Here is a 22,101-nt window from a genome sequence, read left to right as displayed (position 1 = left end):
CAGCCAGTGCGGATCGCTGCAAGCAGAGAGGCTTGGTTGAGCAGCGGATGGGAGGCATGGCTGCCGGTTACAGCAGTCGTGCGCGGGCGGGGATATGCTTTGCAATATACGTTCAATTATTTGATTGAATGATAGTGCGATGGTATCGTGGCGTCAATGAACCCGCCCGCCCACATCGACGGCAGCAGCCGTCTGGACCCATTGGCCGAAGTCGCCAAGACCTTGGGGCATCCGCATCGCCTGGCGCTGCTGGAGCAGATCGTGCGTGGGGAGCGGTCGGTCGAGAAACTGGCCGAGCTGACCGGGATCACGGTGGCGAACGCCTCTCAGCACCTTCAGCACCTGAAGCGTGCTGGCTGCGTGCAGACGCGGCGCGATGGCAAGCACATGCTCTATCGCCTCGGGCCGGGACCGTTGGCCTCGGTGGTCGTGGCGCTGCATGACTACGTGGAGTTCCAGCATTCCCGCATCCGCGAGGCCATCGCCGATAGCCGTCAACGGCCCCAGGAGATGGAATCGGTCTCGATCGACGGCCTGCTTGATCGCATGGATGAAGGGGCCGTGGTGCTGCTGGACATTCGCGGCGATGAGGAGTTCGCGCAGGCTCATTTGCCGGGCGCGATCAATATCCCGCTGGAGCAACTGGCCGACAGGATCGGTGAACTGTCCCGGGATACGGAGGTCGTGGCCTACTGCCGCGGTCCGTACTGTGTGCTATCCATGCAGGCCGTGAGCATCTTGCAGGCTCACGGGATGCAGGCCACGCCACTGGCGGGGGGCGTGCCCGAATGGCGGGCGGCGGGCCTTGCGCTGCAAGGCAGCACCGGCCCGGTCTCCTGAGCAGTACCGGGCAACCCTCACGCCCGGCTTGCTTCCCGAATCAGGAAACTGGTTACCTGAAGCGCGCGCTCGGGGCTGCCGGCGGTTTCTCCGTCCGCGTACCAACGTCCGGCGATGCCTAGCGCCGGCACGCCCGCCACCTTGAAATCACTGGTCGTCTGCGTTGCGCGCTTGGCTCTGGTCATGGTCGAGAACGAGTGATACGCCTCGGCGAACTTCTTGCCGTCCAGTCCAGGTTGCTTGTCGGCCCAAGCTAGGATGGCATCGTCGCCGAATAGGCGTTGGTGCTCTTGATGGATGGCCCGGAAGATCCTGGGTCGGAATTCGTCCTCCTTACCCAGAGCCTGCAGTGCGTAGTACATGCGCTGTTTGGCTTCCACGTCGCTGCCTACAAAGGGCACAGGAACTCGCCGGAAGGATGCGATGGAGGGAAGTTGCCTGGTCCAGATTTCGAGCTGCGGCTCGAAGGCAGCGCAGTGCGGACAGTTGTACGAGAAGAACTCAATGACCTCCACCTTGCCAGGCGGCGCATCGACCGGCACGGGTTTGTCCAGCTCCAGGAAATCCTTGCCCGCTTTGAAAGCCTCTTGGGCGAAAACGCTATTGGCCAGCGGCGCCAAGGGCACCATCGCAGCGGCAATCAGAAAATGACGTCGTTTCATGCGGGGGTATCTCCAGGGTCGGGACTGCTCCGATACCACTGTCGGTCTGGTGAAAGGGCCATTCAGAAGCTGTAGCTTTCGCCGTCATCGGGAACGAGGACTCGCTGAGGGTCGAGCGATTTCTCCTTGATGTAATCCTTCAGTTCCTGCCGGCTTTGCGTCGCATGGTTCAGGGATTCCAAGTGCACCGCCACGATATAAGCGCCAGGGGCGGCTTGATTCACTCGATATAGATCCTCTTTGCCCATGATGATGGCGCCATCGATATCGTTGAATCGCACATAGCCCGCGTTCAGGACGATGACGTCCGGGTGGTATGTGGCGAGAGCGTCCTGGACGTGGGTATTCCAGACGGTATCGCCAGCCACGTAGAGCGACTTGAAGCCTGGGCGCTGGAAGACCACGCCAGACACCGTGCCCAGAAGTTTCCCGCGGACGGCCATTGCAGCGTCGCTGCCATGCTGGCCGCTTGTCTTGATCAGGCGGACTCCCTTGAATTCGGTTGCCTCATTCAAGACGCGCACGTCCCGGAAGCCTGAGCCTCGGATCGTTCTGGCATCCTCATCGTTCTGCGCAAAGATCGGCATGTCTTTCGGGATGCGTTCTTTGGCCTCGTTGTCCCAGTGATCGAAGTGCAGATGCGTGACGATTACCGCATCCACGTCGATCACTTTTTCAAGGGGTATGGGAAGGTCTACGGTAGGGTTGCGGATTTCGCTGTTGAAGCTTCCCGGTGCCGCGGGATATGAGCCTTTTTTCGCCAGCATCGGATCGACCAGAAACCTGACGTCGCCGTAGTCGATCTTGATCGTCGCGTTCCTTATCTGCTGCAGCACAAACGATTTCGTTCCAGCACTAGGCGCTGGTGCCGATTCGGCGGACGCGCTGGCAGCAGCTCCTGCGGCGATAAAGCCCGCAATGAGCAGGCTTGCATATTTGCGTATCAGTTCTTTCATGGACATGGATAGGGTTCTCCTGAAGTAATGGCTTGGCGAAGTGAATTGCACAGCCGCGAGCCCGGATATTTGCCGGGCCCACCAAGCCGAAAAAGTGAACGAAAGCGGTTTCCCGGCAAACATCCGTGCCCAGTTCAATAGGAACTAGATGTGCAAGGTGTTATATCCCTTGTCCTTAAGCTCAAGCAGATGGATGGTTCCGCTTCGGGTTGTGCTCAGTCTCTTGTCCAGTTGGTCCTTCGTGACCCCGAACACGGCCATCGCGTTCTCGCAGACAACGATCTTGGCACCGTAGTCCTCGCTTTTTGCAAACCACTCGGCCAGTGAATGGTCGTTTGCAAGATCCTTGACCACCGCGCCTACGGCCACGATTTCAAAGGTCAGTCCTTTCTTCTTCACGTCCATTTGCTTGGCGGTCAACACAGCGGCCTTGAAGTGCAGCACGTCCGAAACCATCAGCGCGAACTTGGTGGAGGTGCCTTCATAGGGAATTACGATGTCCGGCATCTTGTTGATGTCGGGCATCTGCGGGCCTTGGGCAAAGCCGTTCGTTGGGGAGGCGAAAAAAGCCAGTACTGCAAAAAGGAGGGAAAAGACTGTTGTTTTCATTTTTCGTTTCCTCGCGTGGTGAAAGAGAACTGGCTAGAAGCCGGATGCTGGGCTTGTCCGATTAAGCGAAAATAAAGCCGTGCCTGGGGGGCTGGGCCGCCGGCCATCTTCATCGCTGTCCCCCGGTAGCCCGTTGCGGTGTGTCCTTGCTTGTAATGAGCAGGTGGACCGTCCGTATGACCAGGTAGCCGATGAACACGTTGGCGCCGACGAAAACCGGCACGGCCAGAACCTGTGCCGAATGGATGCCGGCCTGTGCCAGCTTCAGGCCGCTGACGGTTGCAGCGGCCACACCGAAGGTATAGGCCCAGTAGGCGGGGATGAAGGGCTGCACGCCCAACCAAAGGCCAAGGCGAAGGCCAAGCAATAGCTGGAAAAGGCCATAGCCCCACAGCATGAGAAGCCAGTGGTCCGTGCTGCCGGGAGACAGGGCCAACCAGGCCATGGCGCAAACGACGGGTGGCGCGAATTGAATACCAATCAGCGGACGTTGCGGCGCCGGTATCGATGTCGAGTGCCATAGGCGATGGATGACCAGGGATTCGAGGGCCAGCCACGAGAAGAATCCCGCACCCAAGAAAATCCATCCCCAATCAGCACTGCCTAGCGCGCCCAGTGCGGCCGCCGTGGTGAGGTTTCCTGCGACCGTGGGCAGGTACAAGGTCGGAAGCATGTCCTCCGAGTTCCTCCCGCCTTGCCAGAGCGTGCCGGTGTGCCAAAGCGCAAAGCCGATATTCCAGGCAATGCCGCCGATCGTCAGGAGCCACGCAAGGGCCATGGAATACGGGATCACCGCGATGGCGATGAGCAAGGTGGAAACCGCGATCAGTGCGGGCGTTCCACCCTGGACCGGATGCAGGAACTCGGCCTTTGCCGCCTCGAAATTCCGAATCGACTGCCAGACGTAGCCGATGATGAGCGCAGCCCAGATCAGTCCGGCCATCGCGAGCAGGGCTTCGCCAATGGCAGAAGGCAAATGCCAGAGCTGCACAGCGGAGCGCCAGGCCTGTCCCAGGCCGGCGACTCCAAGGACGACCCCAAAATACGATGCCGGAATTTGCCTCCGCTTGATGCGATGGGCTTCCATCTCCAGACCCCTATCGTTCACAGGTGGTCTAGGCCCGCTGCGCAGCGCCGCCGGGGAGTCGGCGAGCCTGATGACGGTCAAGCGGTGTCACTTGCCGCCGCCGCAGCAGGTCTTCGCCGAAGCCGATGCGGCGGCGCGGCTTTGTTCGATCAGGACGGGGGTATAGCCCGCATCGGCGATGGCGTCCTGGAGTTCCTTCGGATCAGCGCTACTCGATTCGATTTGCACCAGGCCCTGGCTTTGATCGATGGTGAACTTGGCATCCTGATCCGCTGCCTTCAGCGCCTTCGTGATCATGCTGACGCAGTGCCCGCAGGTCATGTCCTTGACTTCAAAACTGATCATGAGATTTCTCCAATGGAGTTACTGGTAGGGAACTGGCACTGTGGGCCTTGTCACGGTGGGAAGGTCAAGGGGTATCTTTTCTCGGTAATCCATGCCGCCAGATGCCGCGCGTCGCTGGTTCAGAAGTGACCTGCGGCACGATATGCAATGGTTTCGGATCATCCGATCCGCTGCTTGCGCACGGGGATCACGGTGGCAAGGCCAACGGCTGCCGAGAGAGCGAACATCGCAGTCTTCGGGATCGCTGGCGCAAGGACGTTGACGAGGATGGGCCAGAAGAAGCCGCTGTATGCGAGCACGTAGAAGATGCCGGTGAGCAGCGAGCGATCTTCAATTCGAGCGATGAGCGGGATTGCCCGCGGGCCGGGGTGAGCAGGAACCCGTTGAAGCACAGGCGGGGGCGTCATCCCCGTCCGCCGGGTGACCATCGTCGCGCTCGTGCTGATTCCTATCCTTGGAAGGCCGTCCCTGCCTTCCCGGGACCGACAAAGTTGCAGCCATCGACAGTGGGCAGTGCCATCTGCAACATAGTGCTTTACCTTCCCACGATGGTAAGCCGCAAGCTATGCCCATGTCGGACTTCAACTATGGAAAGTAAACCATGAGCACGCCAAGCATCTCAGATAGCCGGGCCGCGTTAGCCCCTATCAGTCTGCCCATCGAGGGCATGACCTGCGCGAGCTGCGTCGGCCGCGTGGAGGCTGCCCTGACCAAGGTCGAGGGCGTGGACAGCGTGTCCGTCAACCTTGCCACCGAGAAAGCGGAGATTCGCCTGGCCGGCCCGGTGGATCGCGCGGCGCTGATCCAGGCCGTGGAGAAGGTGGGCTACGAGGTGCCTGCCAGCGCCGTGGAGCTGGCGGTCGAGGGCATGACCTGCGCCTCGTGCGTGGGCCGTGTCGAAAAGGCGCTCAAGGCGGTGCCCGGCGTTGCAGAGGCTGCCGTTAACCTTGCGACCGAGCGCGCCACCGTGCGCGGAACGGCCTCGATGGATGCCTTGGTGGCCGCGGTCCAGAAAGCCGGCTACGAGGCACGTGCCGTCGATAACAGCGCCCAGGCCGACGACGAGGCTGCGGAGAAGAAAGACGCCGAACGGGCCGGACTCAAGCGCGACCTGATCCTGGCCGCCGTGCTGGCGCTGCCGGTGTTCGTGCTCGAAATGGGCTCGCACCTGGTCCCCGGGATGCACCATTGGATCAAGTCCACCATCGGCATCCAGCAGAGCTGGTATCTGCAGTTCGTGCTGACGATGCTGGTGCTGGCCTTCCCTGGACGGCGCTTCTACACGAAAGGCTTCCCGGCCCTGATGCGCCTGGGGCCGGACATGAATTCGCTGGTCGCGGTCGGCACGGCCGCGGCGTTCGGCTACTCGGTGGTGGCCACCTTCCTCCCCAACCTGCTGCCGGCGGGAACGGTCAACGTCTACTACGAAGCAGCCGCGGTCATCGTGGCGCTGATCCTGCTCGGGCGGTTCCTGGAGGCGCGCGCCAAAGGCCGCACCTCGGAGGCCATCAAGCGGCTGGTCAAGCTGCAGGCCAAGGAAGCGCACGTGCTGCGCGATGGCCGCGCGGTGGATATCCCGATCCAAGATGTGGCGTTGGGCGACATGGTGGAGGTGCGTCCCGGCGAACGGGTGCCGGTCGATGGCGAGGTGACCGAGGGCCGCAGCTTCGTGGACGAGTCGATGATCACCGGCGAGCCGATCCCCGTCGAGAAGACGATCGGCTCGCCGGTGGTCGGCGGCACCGTCAACCAGAAGGGGGCACTGACGCTGCGCGCCACCGCCGTGGGTGGTCAGACGATGCTCGCGCAGATCATCCGCCTGGTCGAGCAGGCGCAAAGCTCCAAGCTGCCGATCCAGGCCGTGGTGGACAAGGTGACACTGTGGTTCGTGCCGGCGGTGATGCTGGCGGCGACGCTGACGTTCCTGGCCTGGCTCATCTTCGGGCCGTCCCCGGCGCTGACCTTCGCACTGGTCAACGCGGTGGCCGTGTTGATCATCGCTTGCCCCTGCGCCATGGGGCTCGCCACGCCCACGTCCATCATGGTCGGCACCGGCCGCGGCGCGGAAATGGGCGTGCTGTTCCGCAAGGGCGAGGCGCTGCAGTTGCTTCGAGACGCCAAGGTGGTCGCGGTGGACAAGACCGGCACGCTCACCGAAGGCCGCCCGGTGCTCACCGACCTGGAGATCGCTCCCGGCTTCGACCGCAGGCAGGTACTCATGCAGGTCGCTGCCGTGGAATCGCGTTCCGAGCACCCGATCGCCCGGGCCATCGTCGAATCTGCGACGGAGGGAGGCACCACGCTGCCGACCATGGCCGATTTCGATTCGGTCACCGGCATGGGGGTGCGCGCCACCGTGGATGGGGTTCGTGTCGAAGTGGGTGCCGATCGCTTCATGCGCGAATTGGGTTTGGACGTCGGCGGCTTCGCCGGCACGGCCGAGCGGCTGGGCAACGAAGGCAAGTCGCCTCTGTATGCCGCCATCGACGGCCGGCTGGCCGCCATCATCGCGGTTGCCGATCCGATCAAGTCCAGCACGCCCGCCGCCATCGCGGCCCTGCACCAGCTCGGCCTGAAGGTGGCGATGATCACCGGCGACAACGCGCGCACGGCGCAGGCCATCGCCAGGCAATTGGGCATCGACGAGGTGGTGGCGGAGGTGCTGCCCGAGGGCAAGGTCGAGGCGGTGCGCCGGCTGAAGGCCACCCACGGCCAGATCGCCTATGTGGGCGACGGCATCAACGATGCGCCTGCGCTGGCCGAGGCCGACGTGGGTCTGGCGATCGGCACCGGCACCGATGTGGCAGTGGAATCGGCCGACGTGGTGCTGATGTCCGGCAACCTGCAGGGCGTGCCCAATGCCATCGCGCTGTCCAAGGCCACCATCGGCAACATCCGCCAGAACCTGTTCTGGGCCTTCGCCTACAACACGGCGCTGATCCCCGTGGCCGCCGGGGCGTTGTACCCGGCCTGGGGCGTGCTGCTGTCGCCAGTATTCGCCGCTGCGGCCATGGGCATGTCGAGCGTGTTCGTGCTCGGCAACGCACTGCGCCTGCGCCGCTTCCAGCCGCCGCTGGATACGGCCTCCGCGGCTTCACATTGAGAAAGGAGGACGACCATGAACATCGGTGAAGCGTCCACGGCATCGAAGGTCTCGGCCAAGATGATCCGCTACTACGAGGAAATCGGCCTGATCCCGCCGGCGAACCGAACCGACGCGGGCTACCGCGCCTACACGCAGTCGAGGGTCGGCAGGGATTCGTGTAAAAACGGGCCGAAAGTGAGCTAACTGCCTGTCGCAGCTGGCTTTATTGGCCGCTCCAGAAAATCGAGGGTTGGGCAGCACTCTCCCGCCGGCACTTGGGCGCACCGCGCTATTTTCTGTTCGAGATCCCTCTCCAGCTGTCGCAGCTCGCGGATTCGTAGACGGACATCGACGAGCTTTCGCTCGGTCAGCTGACGGGTCTGCTCGCAAGAACCTTCGCCTGTGATCTCTAGCAGGCCAGCGATCTCGTCGAGGCTGAATCCCATCATCTGAGCGCGCCGGATGAACTGAAGCCGATTGACATCGTTTTCGTCGTAACGACGCACGCCTCCTATGGGTCGCTCGGGTTGACGCAGCAGCCTACGCCGCTGGTAGTAGCGCACGGTTTCGACGTGCACATCGGCCGCCGCCGCCAGCCGGCTGATCGTAAACGTGTTCGGACGCACGGCTTGACTCCGTACCTAGGTACAGAGGCTAGTATGCTCTGATGCAAACAACCCCGGCCAAATCGTCTGTTCCAGCCATCGTTGGCGCGAGCATCGCCGCCATTGGCGCATCGGTCTGCTGCGTCGTGCCGCTGGTGCTGGTCCTGCTGGGCATCAGTGGCGCCTGGATCGGCACCCTGACAGCTCTCGATCCCTTGAGGCCCTGGTTCAGCGCCGCCGCCGTACTGTCCTTGGCCGTGGCGTTTTGGATGCTGTATCGACCGGCGGCACGGTGCGGTGTGGATGGCAGTTGCATCGCCCCGGACGCTCTGCGACGCAGGCGACGTTGGCTCTGGTTGGCGACAGCCCTCATCGTCCTGTTGCTGCTGTTTCCCTATTACATCGTCTGGATTCTGTAGGAGGCGCGATGCACAAGTGGATACTGGCCCTGGTGGCTGCTCTGTCGGTCGGTGCCGCTCTTGCGACGCCCGCAACCGTAGTGATGCTCGATGCTGAGAACATGACCTGTCCCGCCTGCGGCATCACCATCAGGAAGGCGCTGGAGAAGGTGCCGGGCGTGGCCGATGTGAAGGTGGACACCCGGGCTGAAACAGTCACGGTGACGTTCGAATCGAGCCAGACGGATGCAGCCGGAATCGCGCGTGCAGTCACGGAAGCAGGCTTCCCGGCCAAGGTGCGGACTGGCGGTGAGTGACGTCAAGCTGGAAAGCATCTTGACCTGCCCGGAGTGCGGCCATCGGGCGACCGAGACAATGCCCATCACAGCGTGTCAATTCTTCTATGAGTGCACGGGCTGTGGAGCGGTTTTGCGTCCGCATCAAGGCGACTGCTGTGTGTTCTGCTCGTTCGGAACAGTGCCATGTCCACCGATCCAACAGAACAATCCCTGTTGTGGTTGAACCGCGGACTCCGATAATAGTTGGACAGACAGGCTGCGAGATCGACTGTGCCACCCTGGAAAGCGCGCCGCTCAACCAGCGGTGTGCATGCGAAGTGGTCGACATCCTCCGTCTGCACGAGTCGATCCGGGGTGCCTTTCCGGAGTTCACGACTGATCCCGCCGTACACGCGCACTTATTTTCACCCTATGCCTTGTTCGTTGATCGGCCCGCGTTGGAGGCCATGGGACGAGTCGCGGCGGCGGTCTTCGACGTCGCAGGAAACCCGGGATATAGCCAACGGGTCCTGCAATGGGCCCCTGACATTGCAACCCATGATCCGGGTTCGGCGGGGGGCGTCCTGGGTCTGGACTTTCACCTGACGGTCGATGGCCCGCGGCTGATCGAGGTCAACACCAATCCAGGCGGTCTGCTCCTCAATGCCTTGTTGCTCGATGCCGTGCGGTCTTGCGCGCCGCCAGCATGGGCCACCTGGACCAACGCGGCCCAAGCGCGTGATGCGGCCGTCACGGCCTGGATGGAGGATGCTCGGCAGCAATCCGGGCGCACGCCGTCGCGCCTGGCCATCGTGGACAGCACTCCGCGAGCGCAGTTCCTTTACCCCGAGTTTGTGCTGTACGCGAACGCGTTTCGGGACCATGGCGTGGACTGCGTGATCAGCGCTCCCGAGGATTTGTCGTTTGGTTCGGACGGGCTTGAGGATGCCCACGGTCGAATCGACACTGTCTACAACCGGTTGACCGATTTCGCGCTCGAGGATGCCTCGCATGCAGACATTCGTGAGGCTTACCTGGCAGGGGACGTCGCGCTGATGCCGCATCCCCGAGCACACGCGCTGTTTGCCGACAAGCGCAACCTTGCGGTGCTCGGGGACCCGGCTCTGCTCGGCGGGTTCGGGGTCGATGCGGGTTCGACGGCACTGCTGGGCCAGGTGATCCCGCCCACGGTCGAACTCGTGCCCGCGAACCGGGATGCGTTGTGGGCAGTGCGCAACGGATATTTCTTCAAGCCTGCAGCAGGGTTTGGCAGCCGTGGGAGTTATCGGGGCGACAAGTTGACCCGGCGGACTTGGGCGTCTATGGCGTCGGCGACCTACATCGCACAGGCCTTCGCGCCACCGAGCATGCGGATCGTGCATGGGGGCCAGTCCCTCAAGGCGGATGTGCGCTGCTTCGCGTCCGAGGCGGGTGTCCTGTTGTTCGCGGCCAGGCTGTACCAGGGCCAGACCACGAACATGCGCACCCCCGGTGGTGGATTCGCAGCGGTGCTCACGTCGTCACGGATCGAGGAGTGATTCCCCACCGGAGCCGACCCTTGGGGCGTGTCGTGGCTACAGCCAGGCGAGTGCCGATTCAGCCAGTTCGCGCTCCTCATCGATCGCGACGTTCCATATGCTCGGCCCGCCCCCGCGGTCGATCCGCGTGGCTCCAGCATCGTTGACGTCAGGTGCCAGCGCCAGGCCGAGCCAGGCCAGTCGCGCGACGATGCGAGCCCGCAAAACCGGCGCGCGATGGCCGATGCCGCCGGAAAAGACGACATGGTCGAGACCGCCAATTGCCGTGGCCATGGCCGCGATGGACTGCGCAATCCGGACTGCAAAGAGCTCCACGGCAAGCTGGGCCTGCGGGCCGGGATCCGTCAGCAACACGCGCATGTCGCCATGGCCGGCGATTCCGGCAAGGCCTGCACTGCGGTACAGGCCGTTTTCAAGCGCCTGCGCATCCAGGCGTTCATGCCTCAGCAGATACAGCAACGCGCCGGGATCGAGATCTCCGGAGCGGGTAGGGCTCGGGATTCCACCCAGCGGAGTGAGCGCCATGGTGGTGTCGCGGCTGCGGCCGCCCTCGACGGCGCAGACGCTGCAGCCCCCCCCCAGATGCGCGAAGACAGCGCGGCCCTTCAGGATTCCAGCGTCGTGGCTGGCCACTATGCGGAGCGCGGAGGCAAAGGCGAGTCCATGGAAACCGTAGCGGCGGATGCCCAGCGCATCCCATGCTTCAGGGACAGGCAAGCGCCGGCTCCAGGGCGCGAGCGACGCGTGGAAGTCGGTGTCGAAGGCCACGCCTTGGCGCGCGTGCGGCCAACGCATGCGCGCGGCACGCGCGAAAGCGAGGGCTACCGGCTGGTGCAAGGGTGCGAACGGCACCAATGCATCCAGTTTCGCGAGCACGGTTTCGTCGAGCTCGCGGGCGTCGTGCAGGTCACCGCCATGTACGATTCGGTGCACCACCACGTCGGGGCTGGGCCACGGCTCCGACAATGCCTCGAGCAGGGTGGCAAGGCGCTCCTGCGCATCCACGCCGACTGGAATTTCGGCCCGGGAGCGCTCGAGCAGACGAGACTGCGCGCCGTGTCCCTCAGTGTTGAACAGATAGGACGCGCCCTTGAGGGTGGACGAGCCAACGTTGAGTGCAAGAAGCCGGCGCGTGGTCACAGGTGTCCCCGAATCATGTTCATGGGGACCGCACCGCCCGGCGCAACAACTGCGCATTGATTGCCACAACGACGGTGCTCAGCGACATGAGCACTGCCCCAAGCGCAGGTTGCAGCAGGATCCCCCATGCGGCGAGAACGCCAGCGGCGAGAGGGATGGCGACGATGTTGTAGCCGGCGGCCCACCACAGGTTCTGGATCATCTTGCGATAGGTGGCCTTGCTCAATTCGATGATCGCTGGCACGTCGCGCGGGTCGCTGCGCACGAGTACGACGTCGCCGGCCTCGACCGCGACGTCCGTCCCTGTGCCGATGGCGATGCCGACGTCGGACGTGAGCAGCGCCGGAGCGTCATTGACACCGTCACCCACCATCGCGACGCGCTTGCCCTGGGCCTGCAGCTCCTCGATCTTTGCCACCTTGTCCTCGGGCAATACCTCGGCGAAGACGGTGTCGATGTTGAGTTCCTTCGCGACCGCGTTTGCGACCGCCGTGGAATCACCCGTCAGCAGGACAACCTCCAGTCCTTCGTCGTGCAGACGCTTGACCGCATCGAACGATTCGGGACGGATGGCGTCAGCGATCGCGAACACGGCGAGCACCCGGTCGCCTTCCACCAGGTAGGTTGCAGATTGACCATCGGCTGCCGCTGATTCGGCAGCCCGCCGAAGCGTCTCCGGCGGTTCGACCGCGAGCATTCTCAACAGACCCGGCCCGCCAACGTGGAGCGAGCGCTCCTCGACGACTGCGCGCACGCCGCGTCCCGGCATGGACTCGAAGTCCTGCGACATCGGAACGTCGATGCCATGTTCCTTGGCGCTGGTCATCAGCGCCTGCGCGATCGGATGTTCAGCGTCGCGCTGGACCGACGCGGCCACGCGAAGCACCTCGTCGTCGGTGAGTCCATCGGCGGCAGTGGTCTTCACGACGCGGTGCGAACCGAGCGTGAGCGTGCCTGTCTTGTCGAACACGACCGTGTTCAGCAAACGGGCCTCTTCCAGGCCGCGTCGATCGCGCACGAGCAGGCCGTTCCGTGCGCCAATCGTGGTCGAGATGGCGGTCACCAGCGGGATGGCCAAACCTAGCGCATGGGGACAGGCGATCACGAGCACGGTCACTACGCGCTCGATCGTGAAGCTCCACGGTCGACCGAGGAGTGGCCAGACAATGGCGGTAACCGCGGCGGAGACGATGGCGATGATCGTGAGGTAGAACGCCGCCCGGTCCGCCAGGGCCTGGGCGCGCGAGCGCGACGTCTGGGCCTGCTCGACGAGCCTCATGATACCCGCGAGCGCGGTCTCGTCGCCGGTTCCCGTCACCTCGACACGCAACGAGCCCTGTCCGTTGACGGTGCCGGCGATCACCCGGTCGCCCGTCGACTTGTCCATCGGCTTGGACTCGCCGGTGATCATCGCTTCGTTGACGGCGCTGGTCCCTTCCTTCACGACGCCGTCGGCGGGAATGCTCGCGCCGGGCCTGATGAGCAGCAGGTCGCCGCGCTTCAGTTCCGCGACAGGGACTTCCTTCGCGGTACCGGCCTCATCCAACCGCACCGCCATATCAGGCAGCAGCTTCGCGAGTTCCTTGAGAGCGCCCTGTGCCTGGTTGATCGAACGCATCTCGATCCAGTGGCCGAGCAACATGATCGCCACCAGCGTCGCCAGCTCCCACCACAGGTCCAAGCCCTCGACAACGCCGAGCGTGACCAACGCGCTGTAAAAGAAGGCGACGGTGATCGCAAGCGAGATCAGCGTCATCATGCCCGGCAGGCGATTTCTCAGCTCGTGGTATCCGCCGCGGACGAACGGCGAGCCGCCGTAGAAGTACACGATCGTGCCGAACACCGCCGGGATGTACGCCGACCCCGGGAACTGTGGTGCGGTGTAGTCGAACCAATGCTGGATCATCCCGCTCCAGATCAGAGTGGGGATGGTCAGCAGCAGCGTGAGCCAGAACTTGTCGCGGAAGCTCGCCACGCTGTGGCCGGCGTGCTTGTCGTGCCCGGCATGGACGTCACCTTCAGCACCCGTGCGGGGATGCGGCTGTTGCTCGCCGCGCGCCTGATGATCTTGATGATGATGATTGTGTTGCGTCATGGGTCTGCCTTCCTGGATGCACTGATGCGCCGGGCACCAGCGGGGAGATAGATCAGTGTTCTGTTACAAGTGTCCCGATCTGGCGATGGCCATCACCAGCCGCAGTGAGAGCAATCCCGCAGCAGCGAAAGCCACCATAGCCAGGAAAGGCATGTGACCGAACACTTGCGGGCCGTCGGAATGCAGGCTCAACAGCGCACCGCTTACGTACAGGCCCAAGGTGACCAGGGCCAACGCCAGCCGGTTGCCCGTGCGCGCGATTGCCTCCTGCGTGGAACTCAGGCCATGGTGGTGTACGGAGAAGGCGGGTCGTCCGTCGCTCAGTTGCGCCTGCCGCAACAGGTCGGTGGCGATCTGTGGCAATTGGCGCGCAGTGCGGGCCAGCCGCATGGCAAGCGGCCTGTTGCCGCTGGGGCGGCTGGCTTCGGCAATGTCGGCGATCGCGGCCGCCTGCGCGGACAGCGTCCCCAGCAGGTCCAGATCCGGATCCAGCGCCCGCAGCGTGTTCTCGACCAGGAACAGCGTCCGGATCAGGGACAGCAGGTGGGCCGGAAGCCGGAAGCCAGCGCCCTGCCCAATGCGTGCCACGCGCCAGATTGCCTCGGCAATGGACCACTGCGCCAGCGGACGGCTGGCCATCTCGGCCAGGATCAGGTGGATCTCGCGCACATGCGAGCGGCGGTCGACCTGCGGCGGGAAGAAGCCCATGGCGATCGCTGCATCCAGCACGCCCTCGGCGTCGTCGGCCGCAATGGCCTCGACCATGCCGCCGAGCGCGAGCCGGGATGCAGGGACGAGCACGCCGATCGAGCCAAAGTCATGCAGGCACAGGCGACCGTCGTCAAAGAAGAACAGATTCCCCGGGTGCGGGTCCGCATGGAAGACGCCGGCGCCGAAGAGCTGATGCACGTAGGCACCGAGCAGCGCCCTTGCCAGTGCGGGAGCCGCCGCCGTTCCATAAGCGGCTTCCAGGCGGGTGCCGTGGCTACGATCCTGGACCAGCACGTCGCGGGTGGCGTAGGGCTCAACGACATGTGGCTGTGTGATGCCGGGCAGGGCATCGAGCACCTTCGCCATGCGGCGCATGTTCTGCGCCTCGTGACGCATGTCGATTTCATCGCGCAGGAATGCGCCCAGCTCGTCCACCAGTTCGAGGGGGCGGTGTCGCTTCAGAGGCGGCCAGATCCACTGGGCTACGCGCAGCGTGCGTCGAAGCAGCCGCAGGTCAGCCTGCACTTGAGCGTGGATGCCGGGCCGGGTGACCTTGACGACCACGTCGCGACCGTCATGCATGCGTGCCGGATGGATCTGAGCCACCGACGCGGCGGCCAGCGGATGGTCATCGAAGCTGGCGAAAAGCTCTTCGACGGAGGCGCCGAACGCCTGCTCGACCATGTGTCTGGCCTGGTCAGCAGGAAATGCCGGCACGTCGCTGTGCAACCGCGACAATGCCTCGCGATAGGGCGCCGGCAGCAGGTCCCAGCGCAGGCTCAAACCCTGGCCCAGCTTGACGAAGGTGGTACCCAGCCCCACCAGGGTGGCGCTGACGTACGCGGGAAGCCGTTCGGGTCTGCGTCGGCGCAGGCGCAACACCGCGACCCCGAGAGTCAGTCCGGCCCAGGCGATCTGGCCTCCGCGGCGCACCGTGCCCGCCATCAGCGCGAGGTCCTGGCCGGCCGGCTCACGATGCCGGCCCCGCTTCCGCGCGCAGGATGGCGGTCGGATCGCCGCGACCATCCACGGCCGCCAGCTCCGCTTCGGACAGCAGGTTGTCGCGGGACTCGCCGAGGACGCCCGCAGCCGCGTCAACCACGTGCGCCCAGGTGCTGCGGTTGGCGAACAGCAGGCCCGGCACGTCCAGTGTGCCGCCCCGGTTGACGAAGCCCAGCGCCGCGGTGGTGGTGGGGCCGGTGTCGAGTCGGCGCAGCGCACCGAGGAAGGGCTCCGGACGGGTGTGGGTAACGAATACGCGCGGCCGGCCCACCGGAAACAGCGCTTGGACCGCACTGTCGGAGTGCACGTACCTTGCCTCCTCCGGATCGCGCGGGGCGCGAAATCGGCCGGGTTCGGCGAGATAGACGATCGCGGCCGACATTCCGCGTGCGGCCAGACGCGCCTGTGCGCGGCGCACTTCCTGCAGCTGGTACGCGCCGGTGGCCACCAGCAGGATCGCCGCCGTCTCCGGATCGCCGGCGAGGCATGTTGCGCCGGTCTCGGCCAGTGCCTGGGCCTGCTGCGGGGTCAGCTCATGAGGCACCGGACGCTTGGGAACGACCAGTGTGGTGACCGTGCCCCGTTGCGCGTAGGCGCGGGCGAGGGCGGCGGCAGCGCCATTGGCGTCCGGCGGGAACACCACGCGCGAAATGTCGGCCATTTCGCCCATGAGTGCCTCGGCCATGGTCGGATCCTGGTGGGACTGTTCGTTCTTCGCGTTCTCCCACGTGTGCGAGGTCAGCACCAGGGGCACGCCCAGCCAGCCGGGTGGGCGCCCGGCCTGGGCTTGGTGGCGGGCGAAGATCAGTTCCTGACGTACGGCGCCGAGCATCTTCGGTGCAAACGCCTCGTAGGTGACCACCAGGTTTAGCCCGCCCTTGTTGCCGAGCGCCGCGCAGACCACGGCTTCTTCGTTGAGCGCAGTGATGACCGCGCCGGTTGGCGATTCGGCGACGCCGGGCTCGGGCTCGTGCACCCGGTGCTTCATCGCGTCCAGGGTCCGGTCGAGCTTGTTGCTGCGCAGCTCATCGGGATTGCCCACGCGCACCCGCAGTCCCGGATTCGCCTCGGCGATGGCGACGAACTGCTCGTCGAGTGCGGTCATTGGCGAGCTCTCACCGCCGGCGCCGCGGTCGGCGATCGCCGGGACGCGGGGCGGTTCCACCTGGCGATCGGCCAGCGCATGGTCGCGCTCGCGCACCCGCTGCTGGAGATCGTGGCTGTTGAGTGCGGCAACGGCCTGCTCGAGCTCCGACGCGGCCACGAATAGCGCCGCTGCGCCTTCATTGAAGAGCGTGCGCGCCGCGGCATCCTTCGCCGGATTCCCCGGCAGCGGCAAGTTGTGCGAGGCGTTGGTCCCGGCGCCGGGGAAGCCGAAGCCCTTGACGGTTTCGGCGATGCCATAGGGCAGCCGCACGTCGGCGGGAACAGCGGCGCCCGCTTGCAGGCGCGACTCCATCACGTGGATGCCCCACGCGATGCTGGCCGGATCGCGCCCGTCCAGCGCGATCGGATCAAAGCCGTTCAATCGCAGGTGCCGGTCCAGCCACCGCTCGCCGCCCTGCTGGGTGATCTGGCTGCGCTGTTCGATGCGGCGCCCGTTGAGGATGATGATCGGGCTGACCAGTCCGCTGTCCTCGGCGCGCCACCAGCGGGGCGCCCAGTCGCTGCCACGCTGTTCCTCGAACGCACCGTCGCTGAGGAAGGCGACCAGGCGTTCATCCTTGAGCGGCGCATGCACGTACTGCAGCTCGGCAAAGCCGAGATAGCCGCCTTCCATCACGCCCCCGGCGGTGTGCGCATTGACGTGGGAGCCGAGGGGCGACGCCGGCGTTCCGTCCGGATTGAGGGTGTAGGCATAGAAGTCGCTTACGAACCGGCTCAGCCCTTCGCCGGTGCGGTCGTAACGTTCGGCGTGCCGGTCGGTCATGTTGCCAACCAGCACGTTCAGCGCGTCGATGGCGGCCACGCAGTGCCCCTGGCCCATCATCCACGCGCGGGTGACGCCATCCAGGGAATCTATCAGCAGGTAGCCGGCGTAGGCGGGCACCATGTTGAGGGACCCGCCGGTGTGGCCTTCAGGCGTGGTCTTGAAATCATCGACCTCCAGGGCCGCGCCGTCGGTACGAACGCGCTGGCTGTAGGTCATGTGCGCCACCAGCCACATGCCGGCGCTGGTGACGCGGTCGGCCGCGGCGAGCCGCTGCCACGCGGTGCCGGCATCCGGCGTGCGGCCCAGGGCGACCAGCTCGTGCACCATCTGGCGGACCCGGAGCTGGGTAAGCGGGTCATGTCGGATCACCCCGTAGCCGGCCGCCCAGTGGGCGAACGCGGGATCGGCCTGCCGGTGGGCGTCGGCGAGTTCAAGGATCCGCTGGCGCTCGGCGGCCGACAGCTGGTCGGCGGTGCAGCAGTTGAGATGCAGGTTCATGGGTCCTCCGGGGAATCGGTCGAAGCGGTCATCAGGGTCGATGCCGCGGCGGCGAGGTCCGCACCCAGCGCGATGGCGTTGGAGGGGTGGGAAATGGTGTCAGTGCTGACGATGCGGGCCAGGCCCGCCTCCTGCAGGCGGGCATAGGCGTCGCCTGCGAACACCGGATGGATGGCGACCAGCAACGGCGACGGCAACGACAACCGGCGCAGGTGTGCGAGGGTCTCCAGGATCGTGTGGCCGGACGACACGATGTCGTCGATCAGCACCGGAGTCCGACCAGCCACGGCTGCCGGGTCGGGCAGGCTGACGCGCACGTCGTAGTCGCCGTGCCGCTCCTTGGCCAGCACCTGGTAGGGCATGCTGGACAGGGCGGCGATGTCCGCTACCCACTGCTCGCTCTCGCTGTCAGGGCCGATCAGCACAGCGTCGGGGACGGTCTCAGCGATCCAGCGGGCCACGGCCGGCGTCGCCGATACGTGGACCGTCGGAATGCGGTAGAGCGACTGCAGGCGCTCGACGCGGTGCAGGTGCGGGTCCACGGTCACCAGCCAGTCGAAAGCCTCTTCGAGGAATTGCGCAAACAGCGGTGTACTGACCGCCTCGCCGCGATGGAAGCGGGTGTCCTGGCGCATATACCCCAGGTAGGGTGCGATGAGGCCGACCGAACGAGCCCCGAACTCGCGCGCGGTCCGGGCGGCGAAGCGCAACGGGAGGGCCGTGGCATCGGCGTTGCGCAGGCTGGCCAGGAGCGCCACATCGGCTCCGGCCAGTGCGTCGTCCAGGGTGACCAGCGACTCGCCATCTGGGAAGTGCCGCCAAGCCACGGGTGCAATGCGCGCCTGCAGGGGCTGGTTGATGTTGCCGGCCAACACTGCATCGGCCGGGAATGGCATCAGCACACGGGTCATGGAACCTCTCCAAGCACAAAAGGTTGCAGCGTCACGGCGTGCTCCAGGGCGTAGGCCAGTTCTCCCGGCGACTCCGCATGCAGGGTGAGCAGAGGTTGTCCCCGCTCGACCGTATCGCCGATCCGCAGACCGGTTTCGAGGCCGGCGGTGGGGGATGTCGGTGCGCCGGCCAGCTTGGCCAGTTTGGCCAGCCTGCGGTTGTCGATCACCGCGATCCGACCCGATGCGGTTGCCGGGACGTCGGCGGTGAATGCTGCCCGCCGCGGTTCGCGGAAGCCTCCCTGGGCCTCGCAGATCGCCAGGAACTTGGCCAGCGCCGCCCCGGAATCCAGCACGCCGCGCGCGCGCTCCAGTCCGGTGCCGGCGTTGCTGCCCGCTGCCATGTCCAGCAGCGCCGCGGACAGCGCAAGTGCGCGTTCGCGAAGGTCGGCGGGTGCATCGGCCGCGTTGCGCAGCACCTTGAGCACGTCGTGCGCCTCGAGCGCCGGGCCGATTCCCCGACCCACCGGCTGGGTGCCGTCAGTGCGATGGATCCCCAAGTGCAGTCCAAGCGCAGCGCCGGTGTGTCCAAGCCGCGTGCCCAAGCTGTGGGCCGCGGCCTCGCCACGCACCTTGGCGGTCGGACCCACTGGCATGTCGATCAGGACGTGGGTTGAACCCGCGGCGATCTTTTTTGACAGCACGCTGGCAACCAGTTGGCCGTCGCTGTCGAAGTCGAGTGGCCGTTGGACCCGGATCAGGATGTCGTCGGCCGGGCTCAGGCGCACGTTGCCACCCCAGACGATGCAGCCGCCCTCGCGCTCCACCACCCGGCGCATCGCCGCCAGATCGAGCGCCACCGGCGCCATGACCTCCATGGTGTCGGCGGTGCCCGCGGGCGACGTGATCGCGCGCGAGGACGTCTTCGGGATGCGGTAGCCCAGCGCAGCCACGATGGCCACCACGATCGGGGTGGTGCGATTGCCCGGCAGGCCGCCCACGCAGTGCTTGTCCAGCACCGGCCCTTCGCCCCAGTCCAGGCGCTGGCCGACGGCGATCATGGCGCGCGTCAGCGCGGTCGTCTCCGCGTGGTCCAGGCGGTCGCCGGCGCTGGCTGTGACGAACGCGGCAAGCTCCAGGTCCGACAACCTGCTTTCCATCACGTCTTGCACCAGGGCAAGGTACTGCGCGTCGTCCAGCCGCGCGCCGAATACCTTGGCCCGGAGCGCGCCTGCCGACGACGCGGGTTCCGCATGCCCGACCCAGGCCAAGGCATCGGGCATGGGATCCAGCAGCGTCCACGCGGCCTCCGACAGGGCTATCTCATCCAGGCCAAGCCGATCGTCGACAACCACGTTCAGCGTCGCCACCAACGTGCGGGCGTCCACGTCCAGCCTCACGCGTGTCATCGCGGCAAAGCCCTCCGAGCGGCAGACTTCGCAGTCGCGATGCATGTAGACCACCGGCTGCTGGTAGGTGTCGATGCCGGCACGGGTGACGCGCAGGCGGGTATGGCCTGCGGCCTGCCCGGTCATTGCGCATCCTCCAGTCCCACGCGCTCCAGATGCTCGGGCACGCGCGCCCGCCAGCCCAGCTCGCGCTGCACGCGCCCGCGCAACGTGTCGGCTGCATCGGGCTCGCCATGGGTGAGATAGACGACGCGCGGCGCGGATGGCGCGGTGCGCATCCAGTCCAGCAGCTCCCCGGCGTCGGCGTGGCCGGAAAAGCCTTGCAACTGCACCACCTCGGCGCGGATGGGCACCTCGCGACCGAACATGCGCAAGCTGGGCTTGCCCGCCGCGAGCGCGGCACCGCGTGTTCCACCGGCCTGGTAGCCGGCGAGCAGGATCGCGTTGCGGTCATCGGGGCCGAACGCCTCGATGTGGTGAAGCACGCGTCCACCGGTGATCATGCCGCTGGCGGAGATGATGATCATCGGCCCGCGCTGGCGGTTGAGCGCCTTCGACTCTTCCACCGTGTTGACGAAGGTGGCCACGTCGAACATCCGCTGGCAGTCCTCTTCGGACACGTGGTGTTCGGAATGGTGGGCGTGGTAATGCCGGGTCGCGTTGATCGCCATCGGGCTGTTGAGGTAGACCGGCACGCGGGGAATCTCCTTGCGCTCGCGCAGCCGGGAGATATGCAGCATGAGCGCCTGGGCGCGGCCGATGGCAAAGGCGGGGATGACGATCACGCCCCCGCGGGCGGCAACGCGGCGGATGATGGGCGCCAGTTCCGCTTCCTGGTCGATGGGAATGTGTTCGCGGTCGCCATACGTGGACTCGCAGACCAGCACGTCACAGGCGGGCAGCGGCGTGGGCGGATTCATCAGCGATTCCTGCTGACGCCCCAGATCGCCACTGAAGTGCAGACGCTGGCCCTGGACGTCCAAGCTGAGGTGTGCGGCGCCCAGGATGTGGCCGGCGGGATGGAAGCGGACCTTGAAGCCCGACGCGACCTCGATGTCGCGCTCGTAGTCATGCCCCTTGAGCTGCTTCAGGCTGCGGCGGGCGTCCTCCTCGGTGTAAAGCGGTCGAGGTTCCTTGTGCTTGGAGTACCCCTTGCGGGCTGCGTATTTCGCCTCTTCTTCAAGCAGGTGCCCGCTGTCGGGAAGCAGCAGGCCACACAGGGACACGCTGGCGTGGGTGCAGTGGATCCAGCCGCGGAATCCCTGTTTGACCAGCGCGGGCAGGTAGCCCGAATGATCCAGATGGGCGTGGGTCAGGACCACCGCGTCGATGGACGCCGGATCGACTGGGAACGGTGCCCGGTTGCGGTCGCGCAGCTGCTTGTAGCCCTGGAAGAGACCGCAGTCGACCAGCACGCGCTGGCCATTGGCCTCGACCAGGTAGCGCGATCCGGTGACGGTACCGGCGGCACCGAGGAACTGCAGCGTCGGGCGGGAAGTCGAGGTCATGATGAGCTCCGGTTCTGGCAGGAAGTGATGGCGGAAAGCGGGCACACGTCCGACGCAGATCGCGCCGGACGCGTGGCTTGCTCACGGTCGAATCAGCTCGACGATGTCATTGACCTTGGGCTTTCCGGAGATCACTTCAGCCTCTGCGTAGTGGTCGTCGAACAGCCCGGTGATGCGCACCTGACCGACGGCTTCCCGGCGAAAGCGCGGCCCGATATCCCGGGGACCGCGGTTACGGCGCTTGTGCCGGATCACATCCAGCACCTGGTCGACCTGGGCTCCGTCGGCCTTGCCGACGCAGACCACCAGTGTGTCGTCCTGCGTCTCCAGAACCTGGCCGCGCATCAACACGTTGTGGCGGAACCCGCCTTCGCTCGCGGAAGCAGCCCCCGGCAGTGCGAAGGAGAAGGCAAAGGCGCCCGCCAGCGCCAGCGCGGCGAACCAGCGATTGGGATTGGTGCGTGGGCCAGCAAAACAGGCGGCATGTGTGACGTTGTTCATTGTGTGGACTC

The 22,101-nt window shown here is 65.5% G+C and carries 21 protein-coding genes and 1 pseudogene; 7 read left to right on the top strand and 15 right to left on the bottom strand.

From position 1 onward, the window contains the following. Window positions 1-156 precede the first annotated feature (156 nt). Window positions 157-840 carry a metalloregulator ArsR/SmtB family transcription factor gene (locus tag MKP15_RS00200; RefSeq protein ID WP_011347511.1) on the top strand — a complete coding sequence of 228 codons (684 nt, stop codon included), beginning with the start codon at window positions 157-159 and terminating at the stop codon, window positions 838-840. Window positions 841-857: 17 nt separating this feature from the next. Here MKP15_RS00200 and MKP15_RS00195 read toward each other — a convergent pair whose 3' ends face one another. The 6 genes from MKP15_RS00195 to MKP15_RS00170 all read right to left on the bottom strand — a co-directional run bounded on the left by MKP15_RS00195 (window position 858) and on the right by MKP15_RS00170 (window position 4,927). Then, on the bottom strand, window positions 858-1,502 hold the full coding sequence (locus tag MKP15_RS00195; protein WP_114470466.1) for a thiol:disulfide interchange protein DsbA/DsbL: 645 nt from the start codon (window positions 1,500-1,502) through the stop codon (window positions 858-860). A 62-nt stretch (window positions 1,503-1,564) separates the two neighbouring features. Further along, window positions 1,565-2,464, bottom strand: coding sequence for an MBL fold metallo-hydrolase (locus MKP15_RS00190; RefSeq protein WP_114470467.1), 900 nt, complete (start codon window positions 2,462-2,464; stop codon window positions 1,565-1,567). Between the two features lie 138 nt (window positions 2,465-2,602). After that, window positions 2,603-3,067 (bottom strand): DsrE family protein, encoded by a 465-nt coding sequence (locus tag MKP15_RS00185; RefSeq protein WP_240211428.1) that lies wholly within the window; start codon window positions 3,065-3,067, stop codon window positions 2,603-2,605. A gap of 109 nt (window positions 3,068-3,176) precedes the next feature. Continuing rightward, window positions 3,177-4,154 carry a dicarboxylate transporter/tellurite-resistance protein TehA gene (tehA, locus tag MKP15_RS00180; RefSeq protein WP_011347515.1) on the bottom strand — a complete coding sequence of 326 codons (978 nt, stop codon included), beginning with the start codon at window positions 4,152-4,154 and terminating at the stop codon, window positions 3,177-3,179. An 87-nt stretch (window positions 4,155-4,241) separates the two neighbouring features. Further along, on the bottom strand, window positions 4,242-4,499 hold the full coding sequence (locus tag MKP15_RS00175; protein ID WP_114470468.1) for a heavy-metal-associated domain-containing protein: 258 nt from the start codon (window positions 4,497-4,499) through the stop codon (window positions 4,242-4,244). A gap of 158 nt (window positions 4,500-4,657) precedes the next feature. Beyond that, window positions 4,658-4,927 (bottom strand): hypothetical protein, encoded by a 270-nt coding sequence (locus MKP15_RS00170; RefSeq protein ID WP_240211427.1) that lies wholly within the window; start codon window positions 4,925-4,927, stop codon window positions 4,658-4,660. 173 nt (window positions 4,928-5,100) lie between these two features. Here MKP15_RS00170 and MKP15_RS00165 point away from each other — a divergent pair, with 173 nt between their 5' ends. Further along, on the top strand, window positions 5,101-7,602 hold the full coding sequence (locus tag MKP15_RS00165; RefSeq protein ID WP_240211426.1) for a heavy metal translocating P-type ATPase: 2,502 nt from the start codon (window positions 5,101-5,103) through the stop codon (window positions 7,600-7,602). A gap of 15 nt (window positions 7,603-7,617) precedes the next feature. Next, a pseudogene (locus MKP15_RS00160) lies at window positions 7,618-7,743 on the top strand (MerR family DNA-binding transcriptional regulator); the annotation flags it as partial. A 41-nt stretch (window positions 7,744-7,784) separates the two neighbouring features. On the opposite strand, the gene MKP15_RS00155 reads toward MKP15_RS00160, so the two are convergent. After that, window positions 7,785-8,210: a MerR family transcriptional regulator gene (locus MKP15_RS00155; RefSeq protein WP_017355167.1), complete on the bottom strand. Its 426-nt coding sequence runs from the start codon at window positions 8,208-8,210 to the stop codon at window positions 7,785-7,787. A gap of 41 nt (window positions 8,211-8,251) precedes the next feature. Here MKP15_RS00155 and MKP15_RS00150 point away from each other — a divergent pair, with 41 nt between their 5' ends. The 4 genes from MKP15_RS00150 to MKP15_RS00135 all read left to right on the top strand — a co-directional run bounded on the left by MKP15_RS00150 (window position 8,252) and on the right by MKP15_RS00135 (window position 10,403). After that, entirely contained in the window at window positions 8,252-8,608 is a 357-nt protein-coding gene (locus MKP15_RS00150) for a mercuric transporter MerT family protein (protein WP_017355168.1), read from the top strand. An 8-nt stretch (window positions 8,609-8,616) separates the two neighbouring features. Next, window positions 8,617-8,904, top strand: coding sequence for a heavy-metal-associated domain-containing protein (locus MKP15_RS00145; protein ID WP_017355169.1), 288 nt, complete (start codon window positions 8,617-8,619; stop codon window positions 8,902-8,904). Beyond that, window positions 8,897-9,109 (top strand): GDCCVxC domain-containing (seleno)protein, encoded by a 213-nt coding sequence (locus MKP15_RS00140; protein WP_080354540.1) that lies wholly within the window; start codon window positions 8,897-8,899, stop codon window positions 9,107-9,109. Before MKP15_RS00145 ends, MKP15_RS00140 begins: the two co-directional genes overlap by 8 nt. Window positions 9,110-9,203: 94 nt before the next feature. Further along, entirely contained in the window at window positions 9,204-10,403 is a 1,200-nt protein-coding gene (locus MKP15_RS00135) for a hypothetical protein (protein WP_017355170.1), read from the top strand. Window positions 10,404-10,439: 36 nt separating this feature from the next. Here the strand turns inward: MKP15_RS00135 and MKP15_RS00130 are convergent, their stop codons facing one another. The 8 genes from MKP15_RS00130 to MKP15_RS00095 form a co-directional block, all read right to left on the bottom strand. Continuing rightward, the gene (locus MKP15_RS00130; protein ID WP_036196077.1) at window positions 10,440-11,543 is read right to left on the bottom strand and encodes an acetate/propionate family kinase; all 1,104 of its coding nucleotides are present in this window, start codon (window positions 11,541-11,543) and stop codon (window positions 10,440-10,442) included. Between the two features lie 19 nt (window positions 11,544-11,562). After that, window positions 11,563-13,638, bottom strand: a complete 2,076-nt coding sequence (locus tag MKP15_RS00125; protein ID WP_240211425.1) for a heavy metal translocating P-type ATPase — start codon at window positions 13,636-13,638, stop codon at window positions 11,563-11,565. A 63-nt stretch (window positions 13,639-13,701) separates the two neighbouring features. Continuing rightward, window positions 13,702-15,375: an AarF/UbiB family protein gene (locus MKP15_RS00120; protein WP_240211424.1), complete on the bottom strand. Its 1,674-nt coding sequence runs from the start codon at window positions 15,373-15,375 to the stop codon at window positions 13,702-13,704. Then, window positions 15,320-17,782 (bottom strand): xylulose 5-phosphate 3-epimerase, encoded by a 2,463-nt coding sequence (locus MKP15_RS00115; RefSeq protein WP_240211423.1) that lies wholly within the window; start codon window positions 17,780-17,782, stop codon window positions 15,320-15,322. Before MKP15_RS00115 ends, MKP15_RS00120 begins: the two co-directional genes overlap by 56 nt. After that, window positions 17,779-18,693: a ribose-phosphate diphosphokinase gene (locus MKP15_RS00110; protein ID WP_096209550.1), complete on the bottom strand. Its 915-nt coding sequence runs from the start codon at window positions 18,691-18,693 to the stop codon at window positions 17,779-17,781. Before MKP15_RS00110 ends, MKP15_RS00115 begins: the two co-directional genes overlap by 4 nt. After that, the gene (locus MKP15_RS00105) at window positions 18,690-20,207 is read right to left on the bottom strand and encodes a thymidine phosphorylase family protein (RefSeq protein ID WP_146384938.1); all 1,518 of its coding nucleotides are present in this window, start codon (window positions 20,205-20,207) and stop codon (window positions 18,690-18,692) included. The genes MKP15_RS00110 and MKP15_RS00105 overlap by 4 nt, the downstream gene beginning before the upstream one ends. Next, a complete protein-coding gene (locus MKP15_RS00100; protein WP_146384940.1) occupies window positions 20,204-21,589 on the bottom strand; it encodes an MBL fold metallo-hydrolase in 1,386 nt (461 codons plus the stop codon). Before MKP15_RS00100 ends, MKP15_RS00105 begins: the two co-directional genes overlap by 4 nt. Window positions 21,590-21,670: 81 nt before the next feature. Then, window positions 21,671-22,090: a hypothetical protein gene (locus MKP15_RS00095; protein WP_024867875.1), complete on the bottom strand. Its 420-nt coding sequence runs from the start codon at window positions 22,088-22,090 to the stop codon at window positions 21,671-21,673. Between the last annotated feature and the right edge of the window lie 11 nt (window positions 22,091-22,101).

Origin of the sequence: Stenotrophomonas sp. Y6, from assembly GCF_022436665.1 — a bacterium.
Lineage (GTDB): Bacteria > Pseudomonadota > Gammaproteobacteria > Xanthomonadales > Xanthomonadaceae > Stenotrophomonas > Stenotrophomonas acidaminiphila_A.
Note: the sequence above shows the minus strand (reverse complement) of the source record. Positions and strands in the feature narration are given on the sequence as shown.